Annotated in this window: 22 protein-coding genes and 1 tRNA gene; 13 read left to right on the top strand and 10 right to left on the bottom strand. The window is 72.9% G+C overall.

Translation table 11 applies throughout. The features are described from left to right. The first annotated feature begins 31 nt into the window (after positions 1–31). Genes ACZ50K_RS12695 through ACZ50K_RS12685 form a run of 3 tightly spaced genes read left to right on the top strand, consistent with a single transcriptional unit; the run spans position 32 to position 2066 of the window. The gene (locus tag ACZ50K_RS12695; protein WP_468901375.1) at positions 32–523 is read left to right on the top strand and encodes an FtsB family cell division protein; all 492 of its coding nucleotides are present in this window, start codon (positions 32–34) and stop codon (positions 521–523) included. Between the two features lie 38 nt (positions 524–561). Continuing rightward, a complete protein-coding gene (locus tag ACZ50K_RS12690) occupies positions 562–1128 on the top strand; it encodes a DUF501 domain-containing protein (protein WP_468901372.1) in 567 nt (188 codons plus the stop codon). After that, positions 1125–2066 (top strand): Ppx/GppA phosphatase family protein, encoded by a 942-nt coding sequence (locus ACZ50K_RS12685; RefSeq protein WP_468901369.1) that lies wholly within the window; start codon positions 1125–1127, stop codon positions 2064–2066. The genes ACZ50K_RS12690 and ACZ50K_RS12685 overlap by 4 nt, the downstream gene beginning before the upstream one ends. A gap of 64 nt (positions 2067–2130) precedes the next feature. Here the strand turns inward: ACZ50K_RS12685 and ACZ50K_RS12680 are convergent, their stop codons facing one another. Both ACZ50K_RS12680 and ACZ50K_RS12675 read right to left on the bottom strand, forming a co-directional pair. Beyond that, positions 2131–2400: a type II toxin-antitoxin system RelE family toxin gene (locus ACZ50K_RS12680; RefSeq protein WP_468901366.1), complete on the bottom strand. Its 270-nt coding sequence runs from the start codon at positions 2398–2400 to the stop codon at positions 2131–2133. Then, on the bottom strand, positions 2397–2669 hold the full coding sequence (locus ACZ50K_RS12675; protein WP_468901363.1) for a type II toxin-antitoxin system Phd/YefM family antitoxin: 273 nt from the start codon (positions 2667–2669) through the stop codon (positions 2397–2399). Before ACZ50K_RS12675 ends, ACZ50K_RS12680 begins: the two co-directional genes overlap by 4 nt. 412 nt (positions 2670–3081) lie before the next feature. On the opposite strand from ACZ50K_RS12675, the gene ACZ50K_RS12670 reads away from it, so the two are divergent. Together ACZ50K_RS12670 and ACZ50K_RS12665 are read left to right on the top strand one after the other, a co-directional pair. Further along, positions 3082–4464: an NAD(P)/FAD-dependent oxidoreductase gene (locus ACZ50K_RS12670; RefSeq protein ID WP_468901361.1), complete on the top strand. Its 1383-nt coding sequence runs from the start codon at positions 3082–3084 to the stop codon at positions 4462–4464. A gap of 135 nt (positions 4465–4599) precedes the next feature. After that, on the top strand, positions 4600–5952 hold the full coding sequence (locus ACZ50K_RS12665; RefSeq protein WP_468901358.1) for a class I SAM-dependent methyltransferase: 1353 nt from the start codon (positions 4600–4602) through the stop codon (positions 5950–5952). 111 nt (positions 5953–6063) lie between these two features. Here ACZ50K_RS12665 and ACZ50K_RS12660 read toward each other — a convergent pair whose 3' ends face one another. Further along, on the bottom strand, positions 6064–8610 hold the full coding sequence (locus tag ACZ50K_RS12660) for an ABC transporter permease (RefSeq protein WP_468901355.1): 2547 nt from the start codon (positions 8608–8610) through the stop codon (positions 6064–6066). A 63-nt stretch (positions 8611–8673) separates the two neighbouring features. Next, on the bottom strand, positions 8674–9438 hold the full coding sequence (locus ACZ50K_RS12655; RefSeq protein WP_468902388.1) for an ABC transporter ATP-binding protein: 765 nt from the start codon (positions 9436–9438) through the stop codon (positions 8674–8676). Positions 9439–9819: 381 nt separating this feature from the next. Between ACZ50K_RS12655 and ACZ50K_RS12650 the strand changes: the two genes are divergently transcribed. Then, a tRNA-Leu gene (locus tag ACZ50K_RS12650) sits at positions 9820–9901 on the top strand. 148 nt (positions 9902–10049) lie between these two features. Continuing rightward, entirely contained in the window at positions 10050–10907 is an 858-nt protein-coding gene (locus tag ACZ50K_RS12645; RefSeq protein WP_468901352.1) for a Bax inhibitor-1/YccA family protein, read from the top strand. A gap of 89 nt (positions 10908–10996) precedes the next feature. Here ACZ50K_RS12645 and ACZ50K_RS12640 read toward each other — a convergent pair whose 3' ends face one another. After that, on the bottom strand, positions 10997–11227 hold the full coding sequence (locus tag ACZ50K_RS12640) for a DUF4287 domain-containing protein (protein WP_468901349.1): 231 nt from the start codon (positions 11225–11227) through the stop codon (positions 10997–10999). Positions 11228–11327: 100 nt separating this feature from the next. Here ACZ50K_RS12640 and ACZ50K_RS12635 point away from each other — a divergent pair, with 100 nt between their 5' ends. Further along, on the top strand, positions 11328–11663 hold the full coding sequence (locus tag ACZ50K_RS12635; RefSeq protein ID WP_468901346.1) for a hypothetical protein: 336 nt from the start codon (positions 11328–11330) through the stop codon (positions 11661–11663). Here the strand turns inward: ACZ50K_RS12635 and ACZ50K_RS12630 are convergent. From ACZ50K_RS12630 to ACZ50K_RS12620, 3 genes are all read right to left on the bottom strand, one after another. Continuing rightward, a complete protein-coding gene (locus tag ACZ50K_RS12630; RefSeq protein WP_468902385.1) occupies positions 11647–12468 on the bottom strand; it encodes a hypothetical protein in 822 nt (273 codons plus the stop codon). The genes ACZ50K_RS12635 and ACZ50K_RS12630 overlap by 17 nt on opposite strands. Before the next feature lie 305 nt (positions 12469–12773). Beyond that, positions 12774–13994 carry an acetyl-CoA C-acetyltransferase gene (locus ACZ50K_RS12625; protein WP_468901343.1) on the bottom strand — a complete coding sequence of 407 codons (1221 nt, stop codon included), beginning with the start codon at positions 13992–13994 and terminating at the stop codon, positions 12774–12776. Between the two features lie 153 nt (positions 13995–14147). After that, positions 14148–15170 carry an SGNH/GDSL hydrolase family protein gene (locus ACZ50K_RS12620; protein ID WP_468901340.1) on the bottom strand — a complete coding sequence of 341 codons (1023 nt, stop codon included), beginning with the start codon at positions 15168–15170 and terminating at the stop codon, positions 14148–14150. A 148-nt stretch (positions 15171–15318) separates the two neighbouring features. On the opposite strand from ACZ50K_RS12620, the gene ACZ50K_RS12615 reads away from it, so the two are divergent. Next, positions 15319–16707 (top strand): cystathionine beta-synthase, encoded by a 1389-nt coding sequence (locus tag ACZ50K_RS12615; RefSeq protein ID WP_468902383.1) that lies wholly within the window; start codon positions 15319–15321, stop codon positions 16705–16707. A 312-nt stretch (positions 16708–17019) separates the two neighbouring features. Here the strand turns inward: ACZ50K_RS12615 and ACZ50K_RS12610 are convergent, their stop codons facing one another. After that, on the bottom strand, positions 17020–17397 hold the full coding sequence (locus ACZ50K_RS12610) for a hypothetical protein (protein WP_468901337.1): 378 nt from the start codon (positions 17395–17397) through the stop codon (positions 17020–17022). A 138-nt stretch (positions 17398–17535) separates the two neighbouring features. Here ACZ50K_RS12610 and ACZ50K_RS12605 point away from each other — a divergent pair, with 138 nt between their 5' ends. Next, on the top strand, positions 17536–18378 hold the full coding sequence (locus tag ACZ50K_RS12605; protein WP_468901334.1) for a MurR/RpiR family transcriptional regulator: 843 nt from the start codon (positions 17536–17538) through the stop codon (positions 18376–18378). Positions 18379–18393: 15 nt separating this feature from the next. On the opposite strand, the gene ACZ50K_RS12600 is transcribed toward ACZ50K_RS12605, so the two are convergent. Next, positions 18394–19761: a type III PLP-dependent enzyme domain-containing protein gene (locus ACZ50K_RS12600; RefSeq protein ID WP_468901331.1), complete on the bottom strand. Its 1368-nt coding sequence runs from the start codon at positions 19759–19761 to the stop codon at positions 18394–18396. Positions 19762–19866: 105 nt separating this feature from the next. On the opposite strand from ACZ50K_RS12600, the gene hutU reads away from it, so the two are divergent. Genes hutU through ACZ50K_RS12585 form a run of 3 tightly spaced genes read left to right on the top strand, consistent with a single transcriptional unit; the run spans position 19867 to position 24064 of the window. Continuing rightward, positions 19867–21531, top strand: a complete 1665-nt coding sequence (gene hutU, locus ACZ50K_RS12595; RefSeq protein ID WP_468901328.1) for a urocanate hydratase — start codon at positions 19867–19869, stop codon at positions 21529–21531. A gap of 11 nt (positions 21532–21542) precedes the next feature. Then, complete coding sequence (locus ACZ50K_RS12590; RefSeq protein WP_468902380.1) at positions 21543–22733, top strand: allantoate amidohydrolase; 1191 nt, start codon at positions 21543–21545, stop codon at positions 22731–22733. Further along, positions 22724–24064, top strand: a complete 1341-nt coding sequence (locus ACZ50K_RS12585) for a formimidoylglutamate deiminase (RefSeq protein WP_468901325.1) — start codon at positions 22724–22726, stop codon at positions 24062–24064. The genes ACZ50K_RS12590 and ACZ50K_RS12585 overlap by 10 nt, the downstream gene beginning before the upstream one ends. The last annotated feature ends 18 nt before the right edge of the window (positions 24065–24082 follow it).

The following is a 24082-nucleotide window of genomic DNA, read 5'->3' as shown; positions in this document are numbered from 1 at the left end:
ACGTAGTGCGTACCCAGGGGAGGCGGGATCAATGGCCGGGAACCGTGACCGGTTCTCCACCTTCTCGACCGCGACGAGGCTCAGGCAGCTCGGCGAGCGGACCGCGGCCCACGTCTACCGCTCGCAGTCGCGCCGCCAGGTCCGCCGCAGCCGGCTGACCGGCCGGGCGGCACTGCTGGTCCTCGTCCTCTGTACGCTGGTCGTCGCGCTCGCGTATCCGATGCGGCAGTACGTCTCCCAGCGCTCGGAGATCGCGGAGCAGCAGCGGACCGCCGACGAGGCGCGCCAGCGTCTGGAGGAGCTGCGCGACGACAAGGCCCGCTGGCAGGACCCGGCCTACGTGCGCCAGCAGGCGCGCAAGCACCTGCACTTCGTGCTGCCGGGGGAGATCGGCTACACCATGATCGACCCGACCGCGGAGGCGGAGGAGCGCGGCCGCGCCGAACACGGCGCGGCGGACCGCCCCTGGTACTCCAACGTCTGGGACGGCGTCGACCAGGCCGACCGCCCCGAGCGCAGCTGACCGACCGACCCACCGCTAACGAAGAGACTTCTCCAGGCATGCAGACGCCCCCGCCCCAGACCGAACGGACCGAGCCGACCGACGCCGACATCACGGCGTTCGAACAGCAGCTCGGCCGCCCGCCGCGCGGGCTGCGCGCCATCGCGCACCGCTGCCCCTGCGGGCAGCCGGACGTGGTCGAGACGGCCCCCCGGCTCCCCGACGGCACCCCCTTCCCGACCACCTACTACCTGACCTGCCCGCGGGCCGCCTCGGCGATCGGCACGCTGGAGGCCAACGGGGTCATGAAGGAGATGCAGGGCCGGCTGGCCGAGGACCCGGAGCTGGCCGCCGCCTACCGGGCCGCGCACGAGGACTACATCCGGCGCCGGGACGCCATCGAGGTGCTCCAGGGCTTCCCGAGCGCGGGCGGCATGCCGGACCGGGTGAAGTGCCTGCACGTGCTGGTCGGCCACTCGCTGGCGGCGGGCCCGGGCGTGAACCCCTTCGGTGACGAGGCCCTCGCGATGCTGCCCGAGTGGTGGGCCAAGGGCGCCTGTGTGACCGGCTGCGCCGACGGTTCCGGGGCCCCGGCGGCCGCCGGGGGACCGGAGGCGTCCGCGTGACCCGGGTCGCGGCCGTCGACTGCGGCACCAACTCCATCCGGCTGCTGGTCGCGGACTGCGATCCGGCCACCGGCGAGCTGGTCGAACTGGACCGGCGGATGACCGTGGTCCGGCTCGGCCAGGGCGTGGACCGGACCGGGCGGCTGGCCCCGGAGGCCCTCCAGCGCACCTTCGCGGCCTGCCGCGAGTACGCCGGGGTGATCAAGGAGCTGGGTGCCGAGCGGGTCCGCTTCGTGGCCACCTCGGCCTCCCGGGACGCCGAGAACCGCGAGGAGTTCGTCCGGGGGGTGCTGGACATCCTGGGCGTGGAGCCCGAGGTGATCTCCGGCGACCAGGAGGCCGAGTTCTCCTTCACCGGCGCCACCAAGGAGCTGACCGGCAGCGACCACCTGGAGAAGCCGTTCCTGGTGGTGGACATCGGCGGCGGCTCCACCGAGTTCGTGGTCGGCGGGGACCGGGTCCGGGCGGCCCGCTCGGTGGACGTGGGCTGCGTCCGGATGACCGAACGGCACCTGGTGGTGGACGGCGAGGTCACCGATCCGCCGACGGCCGCGCAGATCGCCGCGATGCGCGCGGACATCGAGGCGGCCCTGGACCTGGCGGCGGAGACGGTCCCGCTGTCCGAGGCCCGCACCCTGGTCGGCTTGGCCGGCTCGGTGACCACCGTGGCCGGGATCGCGCTGGGGCTGGCCGAGTACGACTCGGCGGCCATCCACCACGCCCGGATCCCGTACGAGGCGGTCCGCGGGATCAGCGAGCGGATGCTGACGGCCACCCACGCCGAGCGTGCGGCCATCGGCGTGATGCACCCGGGCCGGGTGGACGTGATCGGCGCCGGCGCGCTGGTGCTGCTGGCCGTCATGGAGCGGGTCGGCGCCACCGAGGTCGTGGTCTCCGAGCACGACATCCTCGACGGAATCGCCTGGTCGGCAGCCTGACCCGCCGGCCGGACACGGCGGCGGGACGCGGCGGTGGGCCACTGGGTCTGCCGCCGCCCCGGCCTCAGAGGTCGCGGTAGACCTCCCGGCGGTCGCCGACCCTGACCACCAGGACCACCAGTTCGCCGGCCAGCACCTGGTAGGCGATCCGGTAGGAGCCGACCCGCAGGCGGTAGAGACCGGACGGGCCGGTGAGCTTCTTGACGTCGGCGCCCTCGCGGTAAGGGTCGTCCCCCAGCGAGGTCAGCGCGGCGAGGATGCGCATGGCTGCCGGCCGGTCGATGGCCCGCAGCTGCCGCTGCGCCGCGGCGGTGAAGCGGAACGCGTACTTCACGCCGCGCCGTCACCCCGTTCGTCGAAAAGGTCGGCCAGCAGCTCGGCCATGGTGACGGTCGGCCCGCCCTCGGTCAGCACGGCCTCGGCCTCGCGGGCGAGCAGCTCATCGGCCGCGGCTTCGAGCGCCCGGTAGTCCGCGATGGGGATCAACGCGGCAACCGGCGCCCCATTGCGGGTGATTATGGTTGGAGTGCCCTGTTCGGCACGGTTGATGTGGTCCGCGAGGTGGGCGCGGGCTTCGCGCACGGTCACTGCGTTCTCGCTCATGGGGCCAGCGTACGCGGGTGTGTGTACACGTGCGTCGCAGGTGAAAGGGCTTTGGTCCCGCCGTCCACACGAACTTCGTGAAGTTCTTCACAAGGAAAAGGGGCCTCGAAAGTCGAACGAGGGACCCCTGGACCCGCTCCTGAGGCCTCCAGGCCCTTCCCGTGCGCGCGTTTGTGCGAATAGAGGGGGCTGCGGGTTCCGTGTCGGAGGTATGGACGAATGCGGTGGTCCAGTCCACCTGAGAGGCTGGAGCCCAGGTCGGACGGGGTTCTCAACGACTCCCGGGACCCCTTGGTTCCCGTAGCACCGCATGACCTGGGTCACGTGGGCGGCGCAGTGTAGCAGAGGGTCCCCCGCCCCTTGTGAAGGGGCTCACGAGCAACCCTCCAGCGGGTACTGGATACTCGTTCACATGAGCACCACGGAGCGTCCCAGGATCCTCGTTGTAGGAGGTGGGTACGTAGGCCTGTACGCGGCCAAGCGCATCATGAAGAAGATGCGCTACGGCGAGGCGACCGTCACGGTCGTCGACCCGCGGTCGTACATGACCTACCAGCCCTTCCTCCCCGAAGTGGCCGCAGGCAGCATCTCGCCTCGGCACGTCGTCGTCCCGCTGCGACGCGTGCTGCCCAAGGCTGAGGTTCTCACCGGCCGGGTCACCAGCATCGACCAGGACCGCAAGGTCGCCGTCGTCACGCCGCTGGTCGGCGAGGCGTACGAGCTGCCCTTCGACTACCTGGTGATCGCGCTCGGCGCCATCTCCCGCACCTTCCCGATCCCCGGCCTCGCCGAGCAGGGCATCGGCATGAAGGGCGTCGAAGAGGGCATCGGCCTGCGCAACCACGTCCTCGAACAGCTCGACAAGGCCGAGTCCACGACGGACGACGCCGTCCGCCGCAAGGCCCTCACCTTCGTCTTCGTCGGCGGCGGCTTCGCCGGTGCGGAGACCATCGGCGAGGTCGAGGACATGGCCCGCGACGCCGCGAAGTACTACACCAACGTGAAGCGCGAGGACATGCGCTTCATCCTGGTCGACGCGGCCGACAAGATCCTTCCCGAGGTCGGCCCCAAGCTGGGCACCTGGGGCAAGGAGCACCTGGAGTCCCGCGGCATCGAGATCTACCTCTCGACCTCCATGGACTCCTGCGTGGACGGCCACGTGGTCCTCAAGAACGGCCTGGAGGTCGACTCCAGCACCATCGTCTGGACCGCCGGCGTCAAGCCGAACCCGGTCCTGGCCCGCTATGGCCTGCCGCTCGGCCCCCGCGGCCACGTCGACGCCGCCCCGACCCTCCAGGTCACCGGCACCGACTACATCTGGACCGCCGGCGACAACGCCCAGGTGCCCGACCTCGCCGCCCGCAAGGCCGGCGTGGAGAACGCCTGGTGCCCGCCGAACGCCCAGCACGCGCTGCGCCAGGCCAAGGTCCTCGGCGACAACGTCATCTCCGGCATGCGGGGCTTCCCGCAGAAGGAGTACGCGCACTCCAACAAGGGCGCGGTGGCGGGTCTCGGTGTCCACAAGGGCGTCGCGATGATCGTCATGGGCAGCATGAAGATCAAGCTCAAGGGCCGGCTGGCCTGGTACATGCACCGTGGCTACCACGGCATGGCCATGCCCACCTGGAACCGCAAGATCCGCGTCTTCGCGGACTGGACCCTGGGCATGTTCCTCAAGCGCGAGGTCGTCTCCCTCGGCGCCCTGGAGAGCCCCCGCGAGGAGTTCTACGAGGCCGCCAAGCCGGCCCCGGCCCCCGCCGCCTCGGTTCCGGCCGAGAAGGCCAAGGCCTCCTGACCCTCCGCAGGACCCGCTCGACCCGTACGTCCCCGAAGGGGCTGCCCGCCATCCGTGGTGCGGGCGGCCCCTTCGGCGTACCGGAGGCCCGTTCCGGGTATTCCGATGTGTCGAGCCATTGTGGAGGTGTTCGCCATGACCGGTGCCGCGCCGCGGCTGGCCGCCCTCGCCGAGAACCTGCTGGGTGCACCGCTGCCCGTCCGCATCCGGGCCTGGGACGGCAGCGAGGCCGGCCCCCCGGGCACCCCCACCCTGGTGTTCCGCCACCGCCGGGCCCTGCGCCGAATGCTCTGGAAGCCCGGCGAACTGGGGCTGGCCCGGGCCTGGGTGGCCGGGGACCTCACGGTCGACGGGGACCTCTACGAACTCCTCGGCCGGGTCTCCGGACTCCTCTGGGAACGCCCCCGGCCGGCCGCCGTCGCCCCGGCCGCCGCCACCCCCAGACCGGCCGCCGCGCTGGCCCTGGCCCGGGACCCCGCACGCCGGACCGCCCTGCGGGAACTCCTCGCCCTCGCCGGACCCTGGGTCCCCGTCGCACCCCCCGCCGAGGAGGCCCCGCGGCACCGCGCCGGACGGCTGCACACCCGGACCCGCGACCGGCGGGCCGTCAGCCACCACTACGACGTGGGCAACGCGTTCTACGAACTCGTCCTCGGCCCCTCCATGGTCTACTCCTGCGCCTACTGGCAGCCCGGCGGCACCCTGGAACAGGCCCAGCACGACAAGCTCGACCTGGTCTGCCGCAAACTCGCCCTCGCCGACGGGGACCGGCTGCTCGACGTCGGCTGCGGCTGGGGCTCCATGGCCCTGCACGCCGCCCGCGCCCACGGAGCCCGGGTCACCGGGATCACCCTCTCCCGGGAACAGGCCGCCTACGCCCGCAAGCGGGTCGCCGAGGAGGGCCTCGCCGACCGCGTCGAGATCCGGGTCCAGGACTACCGCGACGTCCGGGACGGCCCGTACGACGCCATCTCCTCCATCGGGATGGCCGAGCACGTCGGCTCCGAGCGGTACCGCGAGTACGCCGCCACCCTCTACTCCCTGCTGCGCCCGCGCGGCCGGCTGCTCAACCACCAGATCGCCCGCCGCCCGGAGCCCGACGAGAGCGCCTACCGGATCGACGCCTTCATCGACCACTACGTCTTCCCGGACGGGGAGCTGTCCCCGCTCGGCGGCACCGTCGGCGAACTGGAACGGGCCGGGTTCGAGGTCCGGGACGTGGAATCGCTGCGCGAGCACTACGCGCTGACCCTGCGCGCCTGGGTGGACCGGCTGGAGGGATCCTGGCCGGAGGCGGTCCGGCTCACCTCCCCGGGCCGGGCCCGGGTCTGGCAGCTCTACATGGCGGCCTCCGCGCTGGGCTTCGAACACGCCCGACTGGGCGTCAACCAGGTCCTCGCGGTCCGGCCCGGGGACGGCGGCCCCTCCGGCCTCCCGCTGCGCACCCGCAGCTGGCCGGCCACCCCGGCCGACCGCCCCGCCGACTGACCCGCCGGACCCGGGCCCGCCGGACCCGGGCCCGGACGCGACGGGGCCCCGCGACCGTCCTGCGGTCGCGGGGCCCCCGCGCGCGTCCCGGGGCGGTCCCCGGGCGCCGCGCTACTCCGTCTTGATGGCGGTCAGCATGTTCAGCCGGGCCGCGCTGCGTGCCGGCCACATCGCGGCCAGCACCCCGACCAGCGCCGCGAGCAGCAGGAACAGTCCGATCCGGTCCCACGGGAGGACCAGCTCGTAGCCCGGCACGGAGGCCGAGAAGGTGGTGCCGCCGGCCCAGGCGAGGAAGACGCCGACCACCACGCCCAGCAGGGCGCCGAACAGGGAGATGACCACCGACTCCAGGCGGATCATGTTCTTGACCCGGCCGCGGTCCAGGCCGATGGCCCGCAGCATGCCGATCTCCTGGGTCCGCTCGAACACCGACATGGCCAGGGTGTTGACCACGCCGAGCACCGAGATGATCAGGGCCATTCCGAGCAGGCCGTACATGATGTTGAGCGCCAGGTTGACCATGCCGCCCATCTCGTTGCGCATGTCCTGCTGGGTGGCGACGGTGATCGCCGGGTTGTTGCCGAGGGCGTCGACGACGGCCTTCTCGGCGGCCGCGGACTCGCCGCCGTCGGTGTTCACGTACACCTCGGGGATGTGCAGCTCGTCGGTGTGCGCGGCGATCAGTTTGTTGTCGATGACGTAGGGGGAGAGCAGCCCGTCGAGGTCCTTGTAGACCGCGCCGACCGTCAGGTCCGCCTTGGTGCCGTCCTCGTAGCGGGCCTTGACCACCGAACCGACGGCGAGGCGGTCGGCCTTGGCGGTGCTCTCGGCTACCGCGAGCTGTCCCTTGCCGAGGGAGGCGAGCTGTCCGCTGACCACCTCGACGTTGAGCAGGTCGCCGATGGTGGCCGGGTTGACCCCGGAGGCGGAGTGGTACTGCTCGCCGACCTTCAGATAGCCGGCCGACTGGGTGGACACCTGCTTGATGCCGGGGGCCTTCGCCAGGGTGTCGGCGACCGACTCGTCCAGCCCGCCGATGCCGCCGGACATGGAGACCTTGTAGTCGGCCTTCAGCTTGTCGGTGCTCATCCGGTCCACGGCCTTGCCCAGGGTGATGCCCATGACCGACATGGCGGTGACCAGGGTGAGGCCGATGGCGAGGGAGGCGGCGGTGACGGCGGTGCGGCGCGGGTTGCGCACCGCGTTCTGCGCGGCCAGCTTGCCGGGGACGCCGAACACCCGCTCCAGCAGCGGCCGGAGGGCGGCGATGACCGGCCGGGACAGCAGCGGCAGCAGCACGATCAGGCCGAGCATCAGGAAGAAGCCGCCGGCCGCGACGGTCTCCCTGCCGTCGCCCTTCATCGAGACCCCGAGCAGGGTGACGCCGACGCCGAGCAGGCCGAGGGCGCAGCCGATGACGTTGCGCAGCACGAGGGACTTGGTGGTGGCGGGGAGGTGGGCGCTGCCCATGGCGGCGACCGGGGGGATCCGGCCGGTGCGCCAGGCCGGGACGAGGGCGGCGAGGGTGGTGACGACCAGGCCGATGACCAGGGCGATGACGATGGTGCCGGGGGCGATGACCAGGTCGCCGGCCGGGATCTTGGCGCCCAGGGAGTCCATGAGGGCGCGGATGCCGACGGCCAGGCCGATGCCGCTGACCAGGCCGATGGTGGCGGAGATCAGGCCGACCAGGCCGGCTTCGGCGAGCACCGAGCGGACCACCTGGCCGCGCTTGGCGCCGACGGCGCGGAGCAGGGCCAGTTCCTTGGTGCGCTGGGTGACCAGCATGGTGAAGGTGTTGTAGATGAGGAAGATGCCGACGAAGAGGGAGATGCCGGCGAAGATCAGCAGGGCGGTGCTCATGCCCGCCATCTCGCGCTCGATGTTCCGCGCCTGCTCGGCGGCGAGCTCGGAGCCGGTGCGGGCGTGGCCGTTCTCCCCGATCAGCGGCTTGATCTCGGCGAGCAGGGTGTCGGCGGAGGCGCCGGCCTCGGCGCCGACCGAGAGCTCCTGGTAGTAGCCGGGCTGGAGGTAGAGCCTCTGTGCTTCGGGGGTGTCGAAGAGGACCAGGCTGCCGCCCGCGTTGACCTGGCCGTCGTCGGTGGTGAACACGCCGGAGAGGGTGTACTCGCGGACCGGGCCGTTGGTGGCGACACGGACCTTGTCGCCGACCGCGTACCCGCCCTTGCGCGCGGTCTCCCGGTCCAGGGCGATCTGGCCGGCCGAGGCCGGGCCGGTGCCCTGGGCGAAGGCGTAGCGGGGGTCCTTGCCGTCCTTGCCGGGTGCGTAGTTCCCGCCCTGGTTGGCCCAGCCGTTGCCGATCAGCCTGCCGTCCTCGTCGCCGACGCCGGCGAAGCCGGAGACCCGGCCGGAGACGGAGGCCACGCCGGGGAGCGCCGCTATCCTGTCCGCCGTCCGGCGGCTGAGGCCCGGCTCGCCCTTCTTGCTGCCGTCCTCCTCGCGGACGGGGCCGTAGGAGCTGACGGAGACGGCGACGCCCTCGTAGCTCTTGGCCGACTGGCCGGAGAGGGCCTTGCTGAGGGTGTCGGTGAAGACGAGGGTGCCGGAGACGAAGGCGACGCCGAGGGTGACGGCGAGCACCGTCATCAGCAGTCGGGCCTTGTGCGCGAGGACGTTGCGCAGGGCGGTACGGAACATGGGGGTCTCAGTCCTGGGGCTGGAAAGTCTGGAGGGGGCGCGGGGTGGGGGCGGGGCCCCGGGTCAGCTGGTGCGGCCCTTGGCGTCGAAGGCCTTCATGCGGTCCAGCACGCCGTCGGCGGTGGGGGAGTGCATCTCGTCGACGATCCGGCCGTCGGCCAGGAAGATGACGCGGTCGGCGTAGGAGGCGGCGACCGGGTCGTGGGTGACCATCACGACGGTCTGGCCGAGCTCGCGGACGGAGTTGCGGAGGAAGCCGAGGACCTCGGCGCCGGAGCGGGAGTCCAGGTTTCCGGTGGGCTCGTCACCGAAGATGATCTCGGGGCGGGAGGCCAGGGCGCGGGCCACGGCCACGCGCTGCTGCTGGCCGCCGGAGAGCTGGGTGGGCCGGTGCGAGAGCCGCTCGGAGAGGCCGACCATCTCGATCACGGTGTTCAGCCACTGCTTGTCGGGCTTGCGGCCGGCGATGTCCATGGGGAGGGTGATGTTCTCCAGGGCGGTCAGGGTCGGCAGCAGGTTGAACGCCTGGAAGATGAAGCCGATCTTGTCCCGGCGGAGCTGGGTGAGCTGCTTGTCCTTGAGGCTGCCGAGCTCGGTCTCGCCGATCCGGACCGAGCCGGAGGAGAAGGTGTCCAGGCCGGCCACGCAGTGCATCAGGGTGGACTTGCCGGAGCCGGAGGGGCCCATGATCGCGGTGAACCGGCCCTGGCCGAAGTCGACGGAGACGTTGTCGAGCGCGACGACCTGGGTCTCGCCCTGGCCGTACACCTTGGAGAGGCCGGTGGCGCGGGCGGCCACCGCCTGGGCGGTGTGCGGGGCGTAGTTCATGGTGGTCACTTCGGGTGCTCCTGTCGGGGCGGGGGCGCGGTCTGCGGGACGTCTCCATCGTCCCGGCGGGCGCTCCCGCGCGGATCAGCCGCCGTGCCTGTTTCCCGGGGGACCCGAGGCTGACCGCCGGGGCCCGGAGTCCTCCTCTGGTATGACGGCCGTCGGGTGGGGCCGGAGGGGCAGGGGCGGCGAAATCCCGTCATTCCCGGACTGGGAGAGATCCGGGGGAGCAGGGGGCCCACCCGGCGTTCTGTTGTCTGACGGGGTCTCAACCCTCAATAAAATAAGACAACATCGGAAAGACGATCACTTGTGACGTGGGGTGCTCCGGCTAGGCTCACCAGTGCGCACAAGGCTTGTGTGGGATGAGCCGGCCGCCCCGCCCGGATGGTGGAATGCAGACACGGCGAGCTTAAACCTCGCTGACCTTCGGGTCGTACCGGTTCGAGTCCGGTTCCGGGCACTTCCACCTCGCCCTGCGGCCGCCACGGATACCCCCCTGCGCTTCGCCGCGCCTTCTCCTAAGATCCTCCTTCAGCGGTAGCGTGCTTTTTTTGCTAACGCATTACTCTTGTATGCAAGGCCGCGCACGGTGGCCACGGAGGAGTGAAATGAGGAGCAGCAACCCGGTCTTCTCGCGACGGGGGTTCAGCCGCGACAACGGCGGTCACGCGGGTTTCGACGCGCAGCCGCAGATGCAGGCCGGGACCGCGACCAACCCGTACGCGACCAACCCCTACGCGGCCGACCCGACCACCGGCCTGCCCCAGGCCCCGGTCGGCGCCAACGTGATGACCATCGACGACGTCGTGAGCCGTACGGCCATGACGCTCGGCACGGTCGTGCTGACGGCGGCCATCTCCTGGATCGTCCTCCCGGTCGACCCGGCCAACATCAACAAGTCGTACGGCATCGCCATCGGCGCCGCGCTCATCGCCTTCGTCTTCGCGATGATCCAGTCCTTCAAGCGCAAGCCGGTTCCCGCGCTGATCCTGGCCTACGCGGCCTTCGAGGGCGTCTTCCTCGGCGTGATCAGCTCGGCCACCAGCACCTACATCGGCGACGGCGTGGTCATCCAGGCCGTGCTGGGCACCATGTGCGTGTTCGCCGGCGTGCTCTTCGCGTACAAGATGCGCTGGATCCGGGTCACCCGCCGCTTCTACGGCTTCGTGATGGCCGCCGCCATGGGCTTCATGCTGCTCATGGTCGTCAACCTGCTGTTCTCGGTGTTCTCGGGCGGCGACGGCCTCGGCTTCCGCTCCGGCGGCCTGGGCATCCTGTTCGGCGTCATCGGCATCATCCTCGGCGCCTGCTTCCTCGCCCTGGACTTCAAGCAGGTCGAGGACGGCGTGACCTACGGCGCCCCCCGCGAGGAGTCCTGGCTGGCGGCCTTCGGCCTCACCATGACCCTGGTGTGGATCTACCTGGAGATGCTGCGCCTCTTCTCCATCCTCTCCGGCGACGACTAGCCGGACCGGCACCCGCAGCCCGGATGCCCCAGGCGAAGGCCCCGCGAGCAGCGCTCGCGGGGCCTTCCCGCGTCCGGAGCGGGTGCGGGTCAGCCGAACTTTCTGGCAGCCCGGCGCAGGTCGTACTCGTGGATGATGGCCTTGGCCTGGCCGTAGGAGAGCTCGTACGCCCCGCGCAGCCAGCTGAGCTTCTCCTCGAACCGGAGGAGGGACGGGCCCTCGTCGACGGCCCGAAGCCAGTCGGACAGCTCACGACCGGTGGTCTCGGGGATCCGGGCGATCATGTTGCGGTGGGTCTGCTCGGAGAACTCTACGGACATGGGCGCCTCCGGGGTGTCGCCGTGCTGTTCTCTTCCCGACACCGTGCCGCAGTGTCCGCCCGTTGGCAATGGTGCCCGGGCGCCGCGTAAGGTCGGCCGGGTGCTCGATACCTCGCCCCTGGACGCCGCCGTGGAACGCTTCGCCGACCGGCTGCGGGCGGCCCCCCAGAGCCGTCTGACCCGCGGTGCGGCGGCCGCCGGCCTGGAGCTGGCGCGGGAGCTCTCCGCGCGCGCCCAGCGGCTGGAGGGGGCCGCACGGCCCCGGCCGATGCCCGACGCGGGGATCTTCACCGTGGGGGATCAGGTGGCGGTGGCCGGCCTGGACCTGTCCGAGGCCCTGCGCGCGGCCCACCGGAACGCGGGAACGGCCCCGTCCGTGGATCTGGACGAGGCCGTCGGGCTGGTGGAGCGGGCGGAACTCACAGCGATGCGATGACGCGGTCCGCCAGGATGTAGACGTTGTCGTCGGGGTTCTCGGTGTCCCCGCAGCAGAAGGTCAGGGCGTACGCCCCGGAGATCCCGGAGCCGCCCAGCAGCACCGGCGCGGTACCGGACCGGAGCGCCTCGGCGAGCCGCTCGGCGGTCTCCCGGTGGCCCGGGGTCATGCAGAGCGTGGTGCCGTCGGTGAACACGTACACGTCCAGGGTGCCCAGCGGGCCGGGACGGACGTCCGCGAGGGCGGTGCGGGCCAGCGCGAGCTCCTCCAGCCGGCTCACCGTGCGCTCGTGGTCGGCGCCCGGGTTGCCCGGCTGCACCGGCACGAAGTCCGGGTGCGAGGGGTGCCGGCGGCGGGCGGCCGCCAGCTCGGCGGAGTCCGCCGCGTGCTCCGGGTACTCGTCCTCGTAGACCAGCTCCTCGGCCGGACGCGGCTCCAGACCCACCAGGTCCGCCTGCCGGGGCAGGAAGACCGGGGCCTCCTCGCCCAGCCCGGTCAGGCCGCCCAGCAGCGAGGGGGCGTCGGCGGCGTCGCGGGCCTCCTGCGCGGCCCAGAAGGCCCGCGCCTCGGCCAGCTCGCGCTCGCGCTCCTCGGCCAGCGCCTCGGCCACGGCGGCCCGTATCTCGGCGGCGGGGGTTTCCACGGCGTGGCGGGCGTGCGGAACAGTCGCACCGCGCGCGTGCGCCGAGACCACGAGATCCCGGCGCAGGGCTGTGACCTGCTTGCGGAGACCGTGGACGGCGTGCAGCGCAGCAGCGCCCACGGCCGTGGCAGCGGCCGTGGTCAGCAGCAGGGCAAGAGACATGGCGCTCACTGACTAACTCCTGAGGTGATTGATCCCCCGACTTCCTACAACAGCTTGACCCGACCTGGGAATGGGATGCAGTGCATTACGTCACGAATTGGACAGGGCTTTGGTCACACCAGCACCCCCGGCACCACCGCTGACCTGCGGAAACGACTCTCCCCCAGGACGTAGGTCACATCCTGGGGGAGATTCGGTCACAGCTAGGCGGCGACGGGGTTGGATCCGGTGTCGGCAGGAGGCCACAAACGCCCCGCTCCCCCTACGGGGACCTGGGCTCGGGCGCCCCTACCCGGCGCTCCGGCTCAGCTCAGACGCTCGATGACCATGGCCATGCCCTGGCCGCCGCCCACGCACATGGTCTCCAGACCGAACTGCTTGTCGTGGAACTGCAGGCCGTTGATCAGCGTTCCGGTGATCCGGGCACCGGTCATCCCGAAGGGGTGACCGACGGCGATGGCCCCGCCGTTGACGTTCAGCTTGTCGAGCGGGATCCCCAGGTCCCGGTAGGACGGGATCACCTGGGCCGCGAAGGCCTCGTTGATCTCGAACAGGTCGATGTCGTCCACCGTCAGCCCGGCCCGCTTCAGCGCCTGCCGGGAGGCCTCGACCGGGCCCAGGCCCATGATCTCGGGGGAGAGGCCGGTGACCCCGGTGGAGACGATCCGCGCCAGCGGGGTCAGCCCCAGCTCCCGGGCCTTGGTGTCGCTCATGATGACCAGCGCCGCCGCACCGTCGTTCAGCGGACAGCAGTTGCCCGCCGTGACCAGCCCGTCCGGGCGGAACACCGGCTTCAGCCCCTGCACGCCCTCCAGGGTGACCCCGGCGCGCGGACCGTCGTCGGTGGCGACCACCGTGCCGTCCGGGGTGGTCACCGGGGTGATCTCGCGCTCCCAGAAACCGTTCTTGATCGCGGCCTCGGCCAGGTTCTGCGAGCGGACGCCGAACTCGTCCATGTCCCGGCGGGTCACGCCCTTCAGCCGGGCCAGGTTCTCGGCGGTCTGCCCCATCGCGATGTACGCGTCCGGGACCAGCCCGTCCTCGCGCGGGTCGTGCCAGTCCGCGCCCTCGCTCTGCGCCACGGCGGCGGTCCGGGCCTCCGCGTCGGCGAACAGCGGGTTGTGGGTGTCCGGCAGGCCGTCCGAGGAGCCCTTCACGGACCGGGAGACCATCTCGACGCCCGCCGAGATGAACACGTCCCCCTCGCCCGCCTTGATGGCGTGCAGGGCCATCCGGGAGGTCTGCAGGGAGGAGGAGCAGTAGCGGGTCACCGTCAGGCCCGGCAGGTGGTCCATGCCCATCTGCACGGCCACGATCCGGCCGAGGTTGTGGCCCTGCTCGCCGCCCGGCAGACCGCAGCCCAGCATCAGGTCGTCGATCTCGCGCGGGTCCAGCCCGGGGACCTTGGCCAGGGCGGCCTGGATGACCGTGGCCGTCAGGTCGTCCGGCCGGACGTCCTTGAGGGACCCCTTGAAGGCGCGCCCGATGGGCGAGCGGGCGGTGGAAACGATGACTGCTTCGGGCATCGGGACTCCAGGGATCGATTGCGCGGCTGTGCGGACCGCATGCGAAGTTACCGCCCCGTACGGTCGGGGTCACCGCCTCGGCGGTGTGACGAGGGCCCCTTTTTCCGGCCGCCCCGGCGCCGGGAAGGCCGCCCGGACCGCCGGGCCCGGGCCTCAGAACACCGGGGACCCCGCGGCCGGCTCGGCCTCCGTCTCCGGCAGCCGCCGCCGGCGCCGGTGCTTGAGCAGTGCCCAGGGCGCCCGCGCGGCCGTCGAGGCCGTCGGCGTCACCTCGGTGCCCGCCTGCCCCGCCGCCGCCGACGCGGCCTCCGCCACGGGCAGCATGTCCTCGTCCCGGGACACCTCCAGCCGGTCCGGGTCCGGCCACACCCCGAGCGCCGCGCACAGCGTCGGCAGCACCGCCATCGCCGCCGTCGCGTACCCCTCCGCCGAGGGGTGGTAGGCGTCCGGGCCGAACATCTCCCGGGGATTGGCCGCGAACTCCGGGCCCAGCAGGTCGCCCATCGACACCGTCCGGCCGCCCTGCCCCACCACCCCGATGGTCTGCGCCGCCGCCAGCTGCCGGGACACCCGCCGGGCCAGCCAGCGCAGCGGCTGGTAGACCGGCTCGATGGTGCCCAGGTCCGGACAGGTCCCGACGACCACCTCGGAACCCGCCAGCCGCAGCCGCCGCACCGCCGAGGTCAGCATCCGCACCGACTGGGTGGGCGGCATCCGACGGGTCACGTCATTGGCCCCGATCATGATCACCGAGACGTCCGGGGGCGGCCCGTCCCCGCCCAGCAGCGCCGAGACCTGACGGTCCAGATCGTCCGACATCGCCCCCGACAGCGCCACGTTCCGCAGCTCCACCGGCCGCTCGGCCACCGCCGCCAGCCCCGAGGCCAGCAGCGCCGCCGGGGTCTGCCGGGCCCGCCGCACGCCCAGCCCGGCCGCGGTGGAGTCCCCCAGCATCGCCAGCCGCAGCGGTCCCGGGCTCAGCTCCGGCCCGCCGAACTCCGTCCCGTACAGCCCGTCCGCCCGCGGCGGATCGCCCAGGCCGGTCCCGACCGTGCGCTTCGCCAGCTGGACCTCCGCCAGGAACACCCCGACCGCCGCCGCGCCGAGCAGGCCGAGCCCGCCGCCGCCGTACGCCGCGCCCGCCGCGATGCGGCGGGCCGTCCTCGCTCTGGACACCCTTCGAGCCACCTCCTCGTCGCCGCCGGACCGGGTCCCGGACCGTCTGTCCCGTACCTGCCCGTTAACGACGCTCGGCCAATCCCTTTCCGCATACTCTGGCGGCACCTCCCGGAGAACCCGTGGAGTCCCGTCCTTGGAGAACATGGTGCAATTCCACGACTCGATGATCAGCCTCGTCGGCAACACCCCGCTGGTGAAGCTCAACCGTGTGACCGAAGGCCTCCAGGCCACCGTCCTGGCCAAGGTCGAGTACTTCAATCCGGGCGGGTCCGTGAAGGACCGGATCGCCGTACGCATGATCGAGGCCGCCGAGCAGAGCGGTGCGCTCAAACCCGGTGGCACCATCGTGGAGCCCACGAGCGGCAACACCGGTGTCGGACTCGCCATCGTGGCCCAGCAAAAGGGCTACAAGTGCATCTTCGTCTGCCCCGACAAGGTGTCCCTCGACAAGATCAACGTGCTGCGCGCCTACGGCGCCGAGGTCGTGGTCTGCCCGACCGCGGTGGACCCCGAGCACCCGGACTCGTACTACAACGTCTCCGACCGGCTGGTGCGCGAGACCCCCGGCGCCTGGAAGCCCGACCAGTACAGCAACCCGAACAACCCCCGTTCGCACTACGAGACCACCGGCCCCGAGCTGTGGGAGCAGACGGACGGGAAGATCACCCACTTCGTCGCGGGCGTCGGCACCGGCGGCACCATCTCCGGCACCGGCGGCTACCTCAAGGAGGTGTCCGGCGGCAAGGTCAAGGTCATCGGCGCCGACCCCGAGGGCTCCGTCTACTCGGGCGGCTCCGGTCGCCCCTACCTGGTCGAGGGCGTCGGCGAGGACTTCTGGCCCACCGCCTACGACCGCAACGTCACCGACGAGATCATCGCCGTGTCCGACAAGGACTCCTTCCAGATGACCCGCCGGCTCGCCAAGGAGGAGGGCCTCCTCGTCGGCGGCTCCTGCGGCATGGCCGTGGTCGCCGCGCTGCGCGCCGCCGAGGGCCTCGGCCCCGAGGACGTGGTCGTCGTGCTGCTGCCCGACAGCGGCCGCGGCTACCTCAGCAAGATCTTCAGCGACGAGTGGATGGCCGGCCACGGCTTCCTGGAGGAGGCCGGCCCCTCCGCCCGCATCGGCCAGGTCCTCGCCGACAAGCAGCAGGGCACCCTGCCCTCGCTGGTGCACATGCACCCCGAGGAGACCGTCGGCCAGGCCATCGAGGTGCTCCGCGAGTACGGCGTCTCCCAGATGCCCATCGTCAAGCCCGGCGCCGGCCACCCCGACGTGATGGCAGCCGAGGTCATCGGCTCCGTCGTGGAGCGCGAGCTGCTCGACGCCCTGTTCACCCAGCGGGCCGCCCTGACCGACCCGCTGGAGAAGCACATGAGCGCCCCGCTGCCGCAGGTCGGCTCCGGTGAGCCGGTCGCGGACCTGATGAAGGTGCTGGGCGGCGCGGACGCCGCCATCGTGCTGGTCGAGGGCAAGCCCACCGGTGTCGTCAGCCGCCAGGACCTGCTGGCGTTCCTGGCCCGCGACGCCAAGTGACCGCCGTGTGACACGCGGTGGACCCGCCGGACGCGCAAACGGTACGAGGCCGACACGTCACGGCAGCACCCGCTTAACACGGCTCCGGCACAGTGGTTCTCGTCGGCGGAACCCCAGCGGCTCACCAGGGCCCGCCGGCACCACCGAACGGCGTCAGCGCACCCCGGAGCGGCTCCCGGAGCGTGCCGGCGCCACGGACGCGGCCACCGGCCCTGACCCGGCCCGTGTCCTCGGCGGGGACCGCCGTCGTCCCGCCCCCCGGGCCCTGCCCGGGGGTGCGGCGGTCCCCGCCGTGTTCCGGTGCCCCGGTCGTCAGTCGCCCGCCGGACGCCGCCCGAGGCTGAACTTGGCGGCGTGGGCGAAGTTCACGCCCAGGATGCCGCCCCAGGAGACCAGCAGGCCGGTCAGCCCGGCCTGGGAGGCGCCGATCGCCGACAGCGGGATCGCCAGCACCAGCGTCAGCGCCGCGAACCCGAAGCGTTCGCCGAACCCCTCCACGCCGATCCCCCCGTCCCGGCCGCCGCCGCGCTCGGCCGCGAGCCGCTGCTCGGCCAGCCGCCGCCGCAGCTGGGTGTCCACCTTCTCGACGAACGAGTCGACGAGCTCCCGCTCGTACTCCGCCCCCAGCTCCCGCCGGGCGTCGAGGGCGGCGTCGAATTCCTTCTTCAGCTCCTGGGCATGGGTATCCATGCGCCCACCGTAGGAAGGCCGGGGCCGTCCCGCACTGGTGCCAGCCCCCGTCTCGCGGACCGGCCGCCGCTTGCCGTCCTGCATAGCTGCATGCAGAGTGCTGCCTGAGTGAATGGGCGTGGTGGAGGGTGGGACGGGATGAGTGACAGCCCGGCGGCGCGGCTGCAGAAGCTGTTCGAGGGGCACCGGCTGACGCCGACCCAGCGCCGGATCGCGCACTGCATGGTGCGCGGGGCCGCCGACGTGCCCTTCCTGTCCAGCGTGGAGCTCGCCGAGCTGGCCGGGGTCAGCCAGCCCTCGGTCACCCGGTTCGCGGTCGCGCTCGGCTTCGACGGCTATCCGGCGCTCCGCAAGTACCTGCGCGAGGTCGCGCCACCGGCCCGGCCCGGAGCCGCGGAGGGCGCCGAGCACAACGCCTACCAGCAGGCCGTCCAGGCCGAGATCGACAACCTGCGGCACCTGTCCGCGATGCTCGCCGACCCCGGACCGGTGGAGCGGGCGGGCCGGCTGCTCGCCGGATCGGTGCCGCTGCCGGTCCTGGGGCTGCGGGCGGCCTCCTCCCAGGCGCGCGGGTTCGCCTACTTCGCGGGCAAGGTCCATCCGGACGTCCGGCTGCTCGACGAGGCCGGCAGCATGCTCGCCGACCGGATCGACGCGGCCGCCTCGGCCGGTGCCTCCGCACTGCTCTGCTTCGCGCTGCCCCGGCACCCGCGCGAGGTCCTCGACGCCCTGGAGTACGCCCGGACGGCCGGGCTGACCGTGGTCACCGTCGCCGACTCCGCGTTCGCCCCGGTGGCCCGCCACTCCGACCTGCTGATCCCGGCCCCGGTCGGCACCGGCCTGGCCTTCGACACGGCCTGTGCGCCGATGCTGCTGGGCCGGGTGCTGCTGGAGGCGATGGCGGACGCCCTGCCGGATGCCCAGGCCCGGCTGGAGGCCTTCGACACCAGGGCGGCGGCCCGCGGCCTGTTCGTGGAGTAGCCCTCCAGCCGACCTCTAGAGCAGCGCGTCCGGGTGGTCGCCGCCCGCCTCGGCGACCAGCTCGGCCGGCCGCTGGGCCGGGCGGGCCAGGGCGAAGCGGACCTCGCCGGCCGGGGAGAGCGAGAAGCCGTGGACGGCCGGGCGGGGCAGGCTGTTGTAGCCGTAGTGGGCGGTGAAGGCGTACGCGCCGGTGTCCGGGACCGCGATCAGGTCCCCCGCGGCCAGCCTCGGCAGCGGCCGGGCCGAGGCCAGCAGGTCCCCCGAGAAGCAGGCCGGGCCGGCGATGTCCTGGACCACCGGCTCGCCGGTGCCCGGGAAGCCCTTGGCGTCGTAGGCCAGGATCCGCAGCGGCCAGGCCTGGGGGGCGTAGACGGTGCGGGTGGCCAGCTGGACCCCGGCGTGGGTGACGGCGATCGGCCGGCCCCCGCTGGTCTTGGCGTACTCGACCCGGGCCAGGACCAGGCCGTGCTTGGCGGTCAGGGACCGCCCGAACTCGGTCACCAGGCCGTACGAGCCGTCGAACAGGGCGGGCGCGGCGGCGCGCAGTGCCGCCACGTACTCGGCGTACGTCGGGCGGTGCGCGTCCGAACCGAAGTCGACGGGCAGCCCGCCGCCGATGTCCAGGGTGTCCACCTGGCGGCGGCCGGCCGCGGCGTTGATCTCCTCGGCCAGCGCGTGCAGCTCCCGGACTCCGGCGGCGATCTGCGCGAGGGGGACGCCCTGGGAGCCGGAGTGGGCGTGCAGCCGGGTCAGCCAGGGGCGGGCGAGGAAGGCCGCGACCAGCCATTCCCGGGCGCCGGGGTCCCGCAGCGGCACCCCGAACTTGGCGGTCGGGGTGGCCGTGGAGAGGGCGTCGATGGCCCCGGCCCCGGTCTGCGGGTTGACCCGGATCCCGACCGGGGAGACGGGGCCGGCCGCCCGGGGCGGGGTGACCAGGGAGTCCAGCCGGTCGAGTTCCTGCGGGTTGTCGGCGTTCACGGCGATGCCGAGGGCGAGGGCCTCGCGGAGTTCGCCGGCGGTCTTGGCGGGGGAGTCCAGCACGGTCCGCTCCGGGGGCACCCCGGCCGCCCGGGCCAGTGCCAGTTCGCCGGGGCTGGCCACCTCGCAGCCGATGCCGGCCGAGGCGAGCAGCCGCAGCACCGGGACCAGCGGGGTGGCCTTCACGGCGAAGGCGTGCAGGACGGGGGTGCCGGGCGGCAGGGCGGCCGCGAAGGCGGCGGTGAGTCCGGCGGCGGAGGCCCGGATGCCGTCGGTGTCCAGCAGGCAGGCCAGCGGGCCGGCCGGGCCGTCGAGGAGGCCCCGGGCGACGGCGGCCCGTACGACCAGGTCGCGGCGGGCGGCGGGACCGGGCGGCGGGGGAGCGGGCTGCGTCGGATCGGCCATGGGTGCCAGCCAACCACCCGGTGGGACCGCCCGCAGCTGTTGACTGAATCTATTCATGGCGCGAGGATGTGAATGGATTGACCAACATCTCCAGGAGGCACAGCCATGTCAGGACCCCGCCCCGTCCGGGCCGCGCGAGGCACCGAGCTCAGCACCCTGGGATGGCAGCAGGAAGCCGCCCTGCGGATGCTCCAGAACAACCTCGACCCCGAGGTCGCCGAGCACCCCGACAAGCTGGTGGTCTACGGCGGCACCGGCAAGGCCGCCCGGGACTGGCGCTCCTACGACGCCATGGTCCGCACCCTGCGCACCCTCAAGCAGGACGAGACCATGCTGGTCCAGTCCGGCCGCCCGGTCGGCGTGATGCAGACCCACGAATGGGCCCCCCGGGTGCTGCTCGCCAACTCCAACCTGGTCGGCGACTGGGCCAACTGGGAGGAGTTCCGCCGCCTGGAGCACCTCGGCCTCACCATGTACGGCCAGATGACCGCCGGTTCCTGGATCTACATCGGCACCCAGGGCATCCTCCAGGGCACCTACGAGACCTTCGCCGCCGTCGCCGCCAAGAAGTTCGGCGGCACCCTCGCCGGCACCATCACCCTCACCGCCGGCCTCGGCGGCATGGGCGGAGCCCAGCCGCTGGCCGTGACCATGAACGACGGCGTCGCGATCTGCGTCGACGTGGACCCGCGCGCCATCGACCGCCGCATCGAGCACCGCTACCTGGACGTCCGGGCCAACGACCTCCGGCACGCCCTCCAGCTGGCCGTCGAGGCCCGCGACGCCCGCCGCCCGCTCTCCATCGGGCTGCTCGGCAACGCCGCCGAACTGCTCCCGCAGATGCTCGCCGAGGGCGCCCCGGTCGACATCGTCACCGACCAGACCTCGGCCCACGACCCGCTCGCCTACCTCCCCGTCGGCGTGGCCTTCGAGGACATGGCCGAGTACGCGGCCAAGGACCCGGCCGGGTTCACCACCCGCGCCCGCGAGTCCATGGCCCGGCACGTGGAGGCCATGGTCGGGTTCATGGACGCCGGCGCCGAGGTCTTCGACTACGGCAACTCCATCCGCGGCGAGGCCCAGCTGGCCGGCTACGACCGCGCCTTCGCCTTCCCCGGCTTCGTCCCCGCCTACATCCGCCCGCTGTTCTGCGAGGGCAAGGGCCCCTTCCGCTGGGCCGCCCTGTCCGGCGAGGCCTCGGACATCCACAAGACCGACAAGGCGATGCTGGAGCTCTTCCCGGAGAACGAGTCCCTGCACCGCTGGATCAAGATGGCCGGCGAGCGGGTCCACTTCCAGGGCCTGCCCGCCCGCATCTGCTGGCTCGGCTACGGCGAACGCGACAAGGCCGGCGAGCGCTTCAACGAGATGGTCGCCGACGGCACCCTCGCCGCCCCGCTCGCCATCGGCCGCGACCACCTCGACTGCGGCTCGGTGGCCTCCCCCTACCGGGAGACCGAGGCCATGCTGGACGGCTCCGACGCGATCGCCGACTGGCCGCTGCTCAACGCCATGGTCAACGTGGCCTCCGGTGCCTCCTGGGTCTCCATCCACCACGGCGGCGGAGTCGGCATGGGCCGCTCCATCCACGCCGGCCAGGTCACCGTCGCCGACGGCACCCCGCTGGCCGGCGAGAAGATCCGCCGGGTCCTCACCAACGACCCGGGCATGGGCGTCATCCGCCATGTCGACGCCGGCTACGACATCGCCGAGACCGTCTCCGACGAGCGCGGCGTCCGCGTCCCGATGCGCGAGGGCGACGACGCGTGACCTTCCACCGGATGTGGGCGGAGCTCGCGCCGATCGGCCGCGACGCCGGTACCGGCGGCTACCGCCGCTACGCCTGGACCGGTGCCGACACCGACTGCCGGACCTGGTTCCGGGAGCAGGCCGAGGCGCGCGGGCTGACGTACGAGACGGACCGCAACGGCAACCAGTGGGCCTGGCTCGGCGACCCCCTCGCCGGGGACGCCGTGGTCACCGGCTCGCACCTGGACTCCGTCCCCGACGGCGGGGCCTTCGACGGCCCCCTCGGGGTGGTGTCCTCCTTCGCGGCCCTGGACGAGCTCCGCGGCCGGGGCGCGAAGTTCTCCAGGCCGCTGGCCATCACCAACTTCGGTGACGAGGAGGGGGCCCGCTTCGGGCTCGCCTGCGTCGGCTCCCGGCTCGCCGCCGGACAGCTGACCAGGGAGAAGGCCTACGAGCTGCGCGACGCCGACGGCGTCTCGCTGCCCCGGGCCATGGAGGCCGCCGGACACGACCCCGAGGCCATCGGGGCCGACCCCGAGCGGCTCGCCCGGATCGGCGCCTTCGTCGAACTGCACGTGGAACAGGGCCGGGCCCTGGACCTGTCCGGGGACCGGGTCGGCATCGCCTCCGCGATCTGGCCGCACGGCCGCTGGCGGTTCGACTTCCGCGGCGAGGCCAACCACGCCGGCACCACCCGGCTGGTGGACCGCCGGGACCCGATGCTCACCTACGCGTCCACCGTGCTGGCCGCCCGCACGGAGGCGGCCCTCGCCGGGGCCGTCGCCACCTTCGGGAAGGTCTCCGTCGAGCCCAACGGGGTCAACGCCATCCCCTCGCTGGTGCGCGGCTGGCTCGACTCCCGCGCCGCCGACCAGGCCACCCTGGACACCGTGGTCACGGCCGTGGAGAAGGCCGCCCGCGAACGCGCCGACCAGGACGGCATCGACCTCGCGATCGTCCGGGAGTCCTTCACCCCGGTCGTCGAGTTCGAGCACGCCCTGCGCGACGAGATCAACCGGATCCTGGGCGGTTCGGTCCCCGTGCTCGGCACCGGGGCGGGACACGACGCCGGGATCCTCTCGGCGGCCGTCCCGACCGCCATGCTGTTCGTACGGAACCCGACCGGCGTCTCCCACTCCCCGCGGGAGTTCGCCGCCGAGGACGACTGCGCGGCGGGCGTCCTCGCCCTCGCCGACGTACTGGAAGGCCTGGCATGTCGTTGACGACGTACTGGCTGGAGCACGCCTGGCTCGGCACCCACGTCGAGCCGGGCGTCGCCTTGGAGGTGACCGCGGACGGGCGGATCGGCGCCCTGCGCACCGGGGTGCCGGCCCCGCCGCCCGGCGCCGAGGTGCTGCGCGGCCTGACGGTCCCCGGGCTGGCCAACGCGCACAGCCACGCCTTCCACCGGGCCCTGCGCGGCATCGTCCAGGTCGGCTCGGGCACCTTCTGGACCTGGCGCGACCAGATGTACAAGGTCGCCCAGAACCTCACCCCCGACAGCTACTTCGCGCTCGCCCGGGCGACGTACGCGGAGATGGCCCTGGCCGGCATCACCGCCGTCGGCGAGTTCCACTACCTCCACCACGCGCCCGGCGGCACCCCCTACGCCGACCCGAACGCCATGGGCGAGGCCCTGATCGAGGCCGCCGCCGCGGCCGGCATCCGGATCACCCTGCTGGACACCGCGTACCTGTCCGCCGGCTTCGGCGCGGCCCCCGACAGCCACCAGCTGCGCTTCTCCGACGGCACCGCCGAGGCCTGGGCCGAGCGGGCGGGCGCGCTCAAGCCCCGCGAGCACGCCCTGATCGGCGCGGCCGTCCACTCGGTCCGCGCGGTACCCGCCGCCGAACTGGCCACCGTGGCCGGCTGGGCCGAGGAGCGCCGGGCACCCCTGCACGTCCACCTCTCCGAGCAGACCGCCGAGAACGACGCCTGCCGGGCCGCCCACGGACGCACCCCCACCCAGCTGCTCGCCGACCACGGGGTGCTCGGCCCGCGCACCACCGGCGTCCACAACACCCACCTCACCGACGCCGACATCGCCCTCCTCGGCGGCACCGGCACCGGCACCTGCATGTGCCCCACCACCGAACGCGACCTCGCGGACGGCATCGGCCCCGCCACCCGGCTCCAGCGCGCGGGCAGCCCGCTCTCCCTGGGCAGCGACAGCCACGCCGTCATCGACCTCCTCGAAGAGGCCCGGGCGATGGAGCTGAACGAGCGTCTGCGCAGCCGCACCCGGGGCCACTGGACGGCGAACGCCCTGCTGACCGCCGCCACCGCCGACGGCCACGCGGCCCTCGGCCGGCCGGAGGCGGGACGCCTGGAGGCGGGCGCACCCGCCGACTTCACCACGGTCGCGCTGGACTCCGTCCGCACCGCCGGCCCGGTGCCGCGGCTCGCCGCCGAGACGGCCGTGTTCGCCGCCACCGCCGCGGACGTCCGCCACACCGTGGTCGCCGGCCGCCACATCGTCCGCGACGGCCGCCACACCCTGGTCGAGGACGTCCCGTCGGCCCTGGCCGAATCCATCGCCGCCGTCCGCCGCTGACCGCGGGGCCGGTCCCCC

The organism is Streptomyces sp. NPDC033845 (assembly GCF_055576225.1).
Note: the sequence above shows the minus strand (reverse complement) of the source record. Positions and strands in the feature narration are given on the sequence as shown.

Excerpts from the sequence above, each read along its gene's own strand:
- ACZ50K_RS12625 (WP_468901343.1), bottom strand. The coding sequence starts at position 13,994 with ATGCCCGAAGCAGTCATCGTTTCCACCGCCCGCTCGCCCATCGGGCGC.
- ACZ50K_RS12665 (WP_468901358.1), top strand. The coding sequence starts at position 4,600 with ATGACCGGTGCCGCGCCGCGGCTGGCCGCCCTCGCCGAGAACCTGCTG.
- ACZ50K_RS12645 (WP_468901352.1), top strand. The coding sequence starts at position 10,050 with ATGAGGAGCAGCAACCCGGTCTTCTCGCGACGGGGGTTCAGCCGCGAC.
- ACZ50K_RS12690 (WP_468901372.1), top strand. The coding sequence starts at position 562 with ATGCAGACGCCCCCGCCCCAGACCGAACGGACCGAGCCGACCGACGCC.
- ACZ50K_RS12640 (WP_468901349.1), bottom strand. The coding sequence starts at position 11,227 with ATGTCCGTAGAGTTCTCCGAGCAGACCCACCGCAACATGATCGCCCGG.
- ACZ50K_RS12695 (WP_468901375.1), top strand. The coding sequence starts at position 32 with ATGGCCGGGAACCGTGACCGGTTCTCCACCTTCTCGACCGCGACGAGG.
- ACZ50K_RS12610 (WP_468901337.1), bottom strand. The coding sequence starts at position 17,397 with ATGGATACCCATGCCCAGGAGCTGAAGAAGGAATTCGACGCCGCCCTC.
- ACZ50K_RS12590 (WP_468902380.1), top strand. The coding sequence starts at position 21,543 with ATGTGGGCGGAGCTCGCGCCGATCGGCCGCGACGCCGGTACCGGCGGC.
- ACZ50K_RS12585 (WP_468901325.1), top strand. The coding sequence starts at position 22,724 with ATGTCGTTGACGACGTACTGGCTGGAGCACGCCTGGCTCGGCACCCAC.
- ACZ50K_RS12630 (WP_468902385.1), bottom strand. The coding sequence starts at position 12,468 with ATGTCTCTTGCCCTGCTGCTGACCACGGCCGCTGCCACGGCCGTGGGC.
- ACZ50K_RS12600 (WP_468901331.1), bottom strand. The coding sequence starts at position 19,761 with ATGGCCGATCCGACGCAGCCCGCTCCCCCGCCGCCCGGTCCCGCCGCC.
- hutU (WP_468901328.1), top strand. The coding sequence starts at position 19,867 with ATGTCAGGACCCCGCCCCGTCCGGGCCGCGCGAGGCACCGAGCTCAGC.
- ACZ50K_RS12605 (WP_468901334.1), top strand. The coding sequence starts at position 17,536 with ATGAGTGACAGCCCGGCGGCGCGGCTGCAGAAGCTGTTCGAGGGGCAC.
- ACZ50K_RS12660 (WP_468901355.1), bottom strand. The coding sequence starts at position 8,610 with ATGTTCCGTACCGCCCTGCGCAACGTCCTCGCGCACAAGGCCCGACTG.
- ACZ50K_RS12670 (WP_468901361.1), top strand. The coding sequence starts at position 3,082 with ATGAGCACCACGGAGCGTCCCAGGATCCTCGTTGTAGGAGGTGGGTAC.
- ACZ50K_RS12675 (WP_468901363.1), bottom strand. The coding sequence starts at position 2,669 with ATGAGCGAGAACGCAGTGACCGTGCGCGAAGCCCGCGCCCACCTCGCG.
- ACZ50K_RS12655 (WP_468902388.1), bottom strand. The coding sequence starts at position 9,438 with ATGAACTACGCCCCGCACACCGCCCAGGCGGTGGCCGCCCGCGCCACC.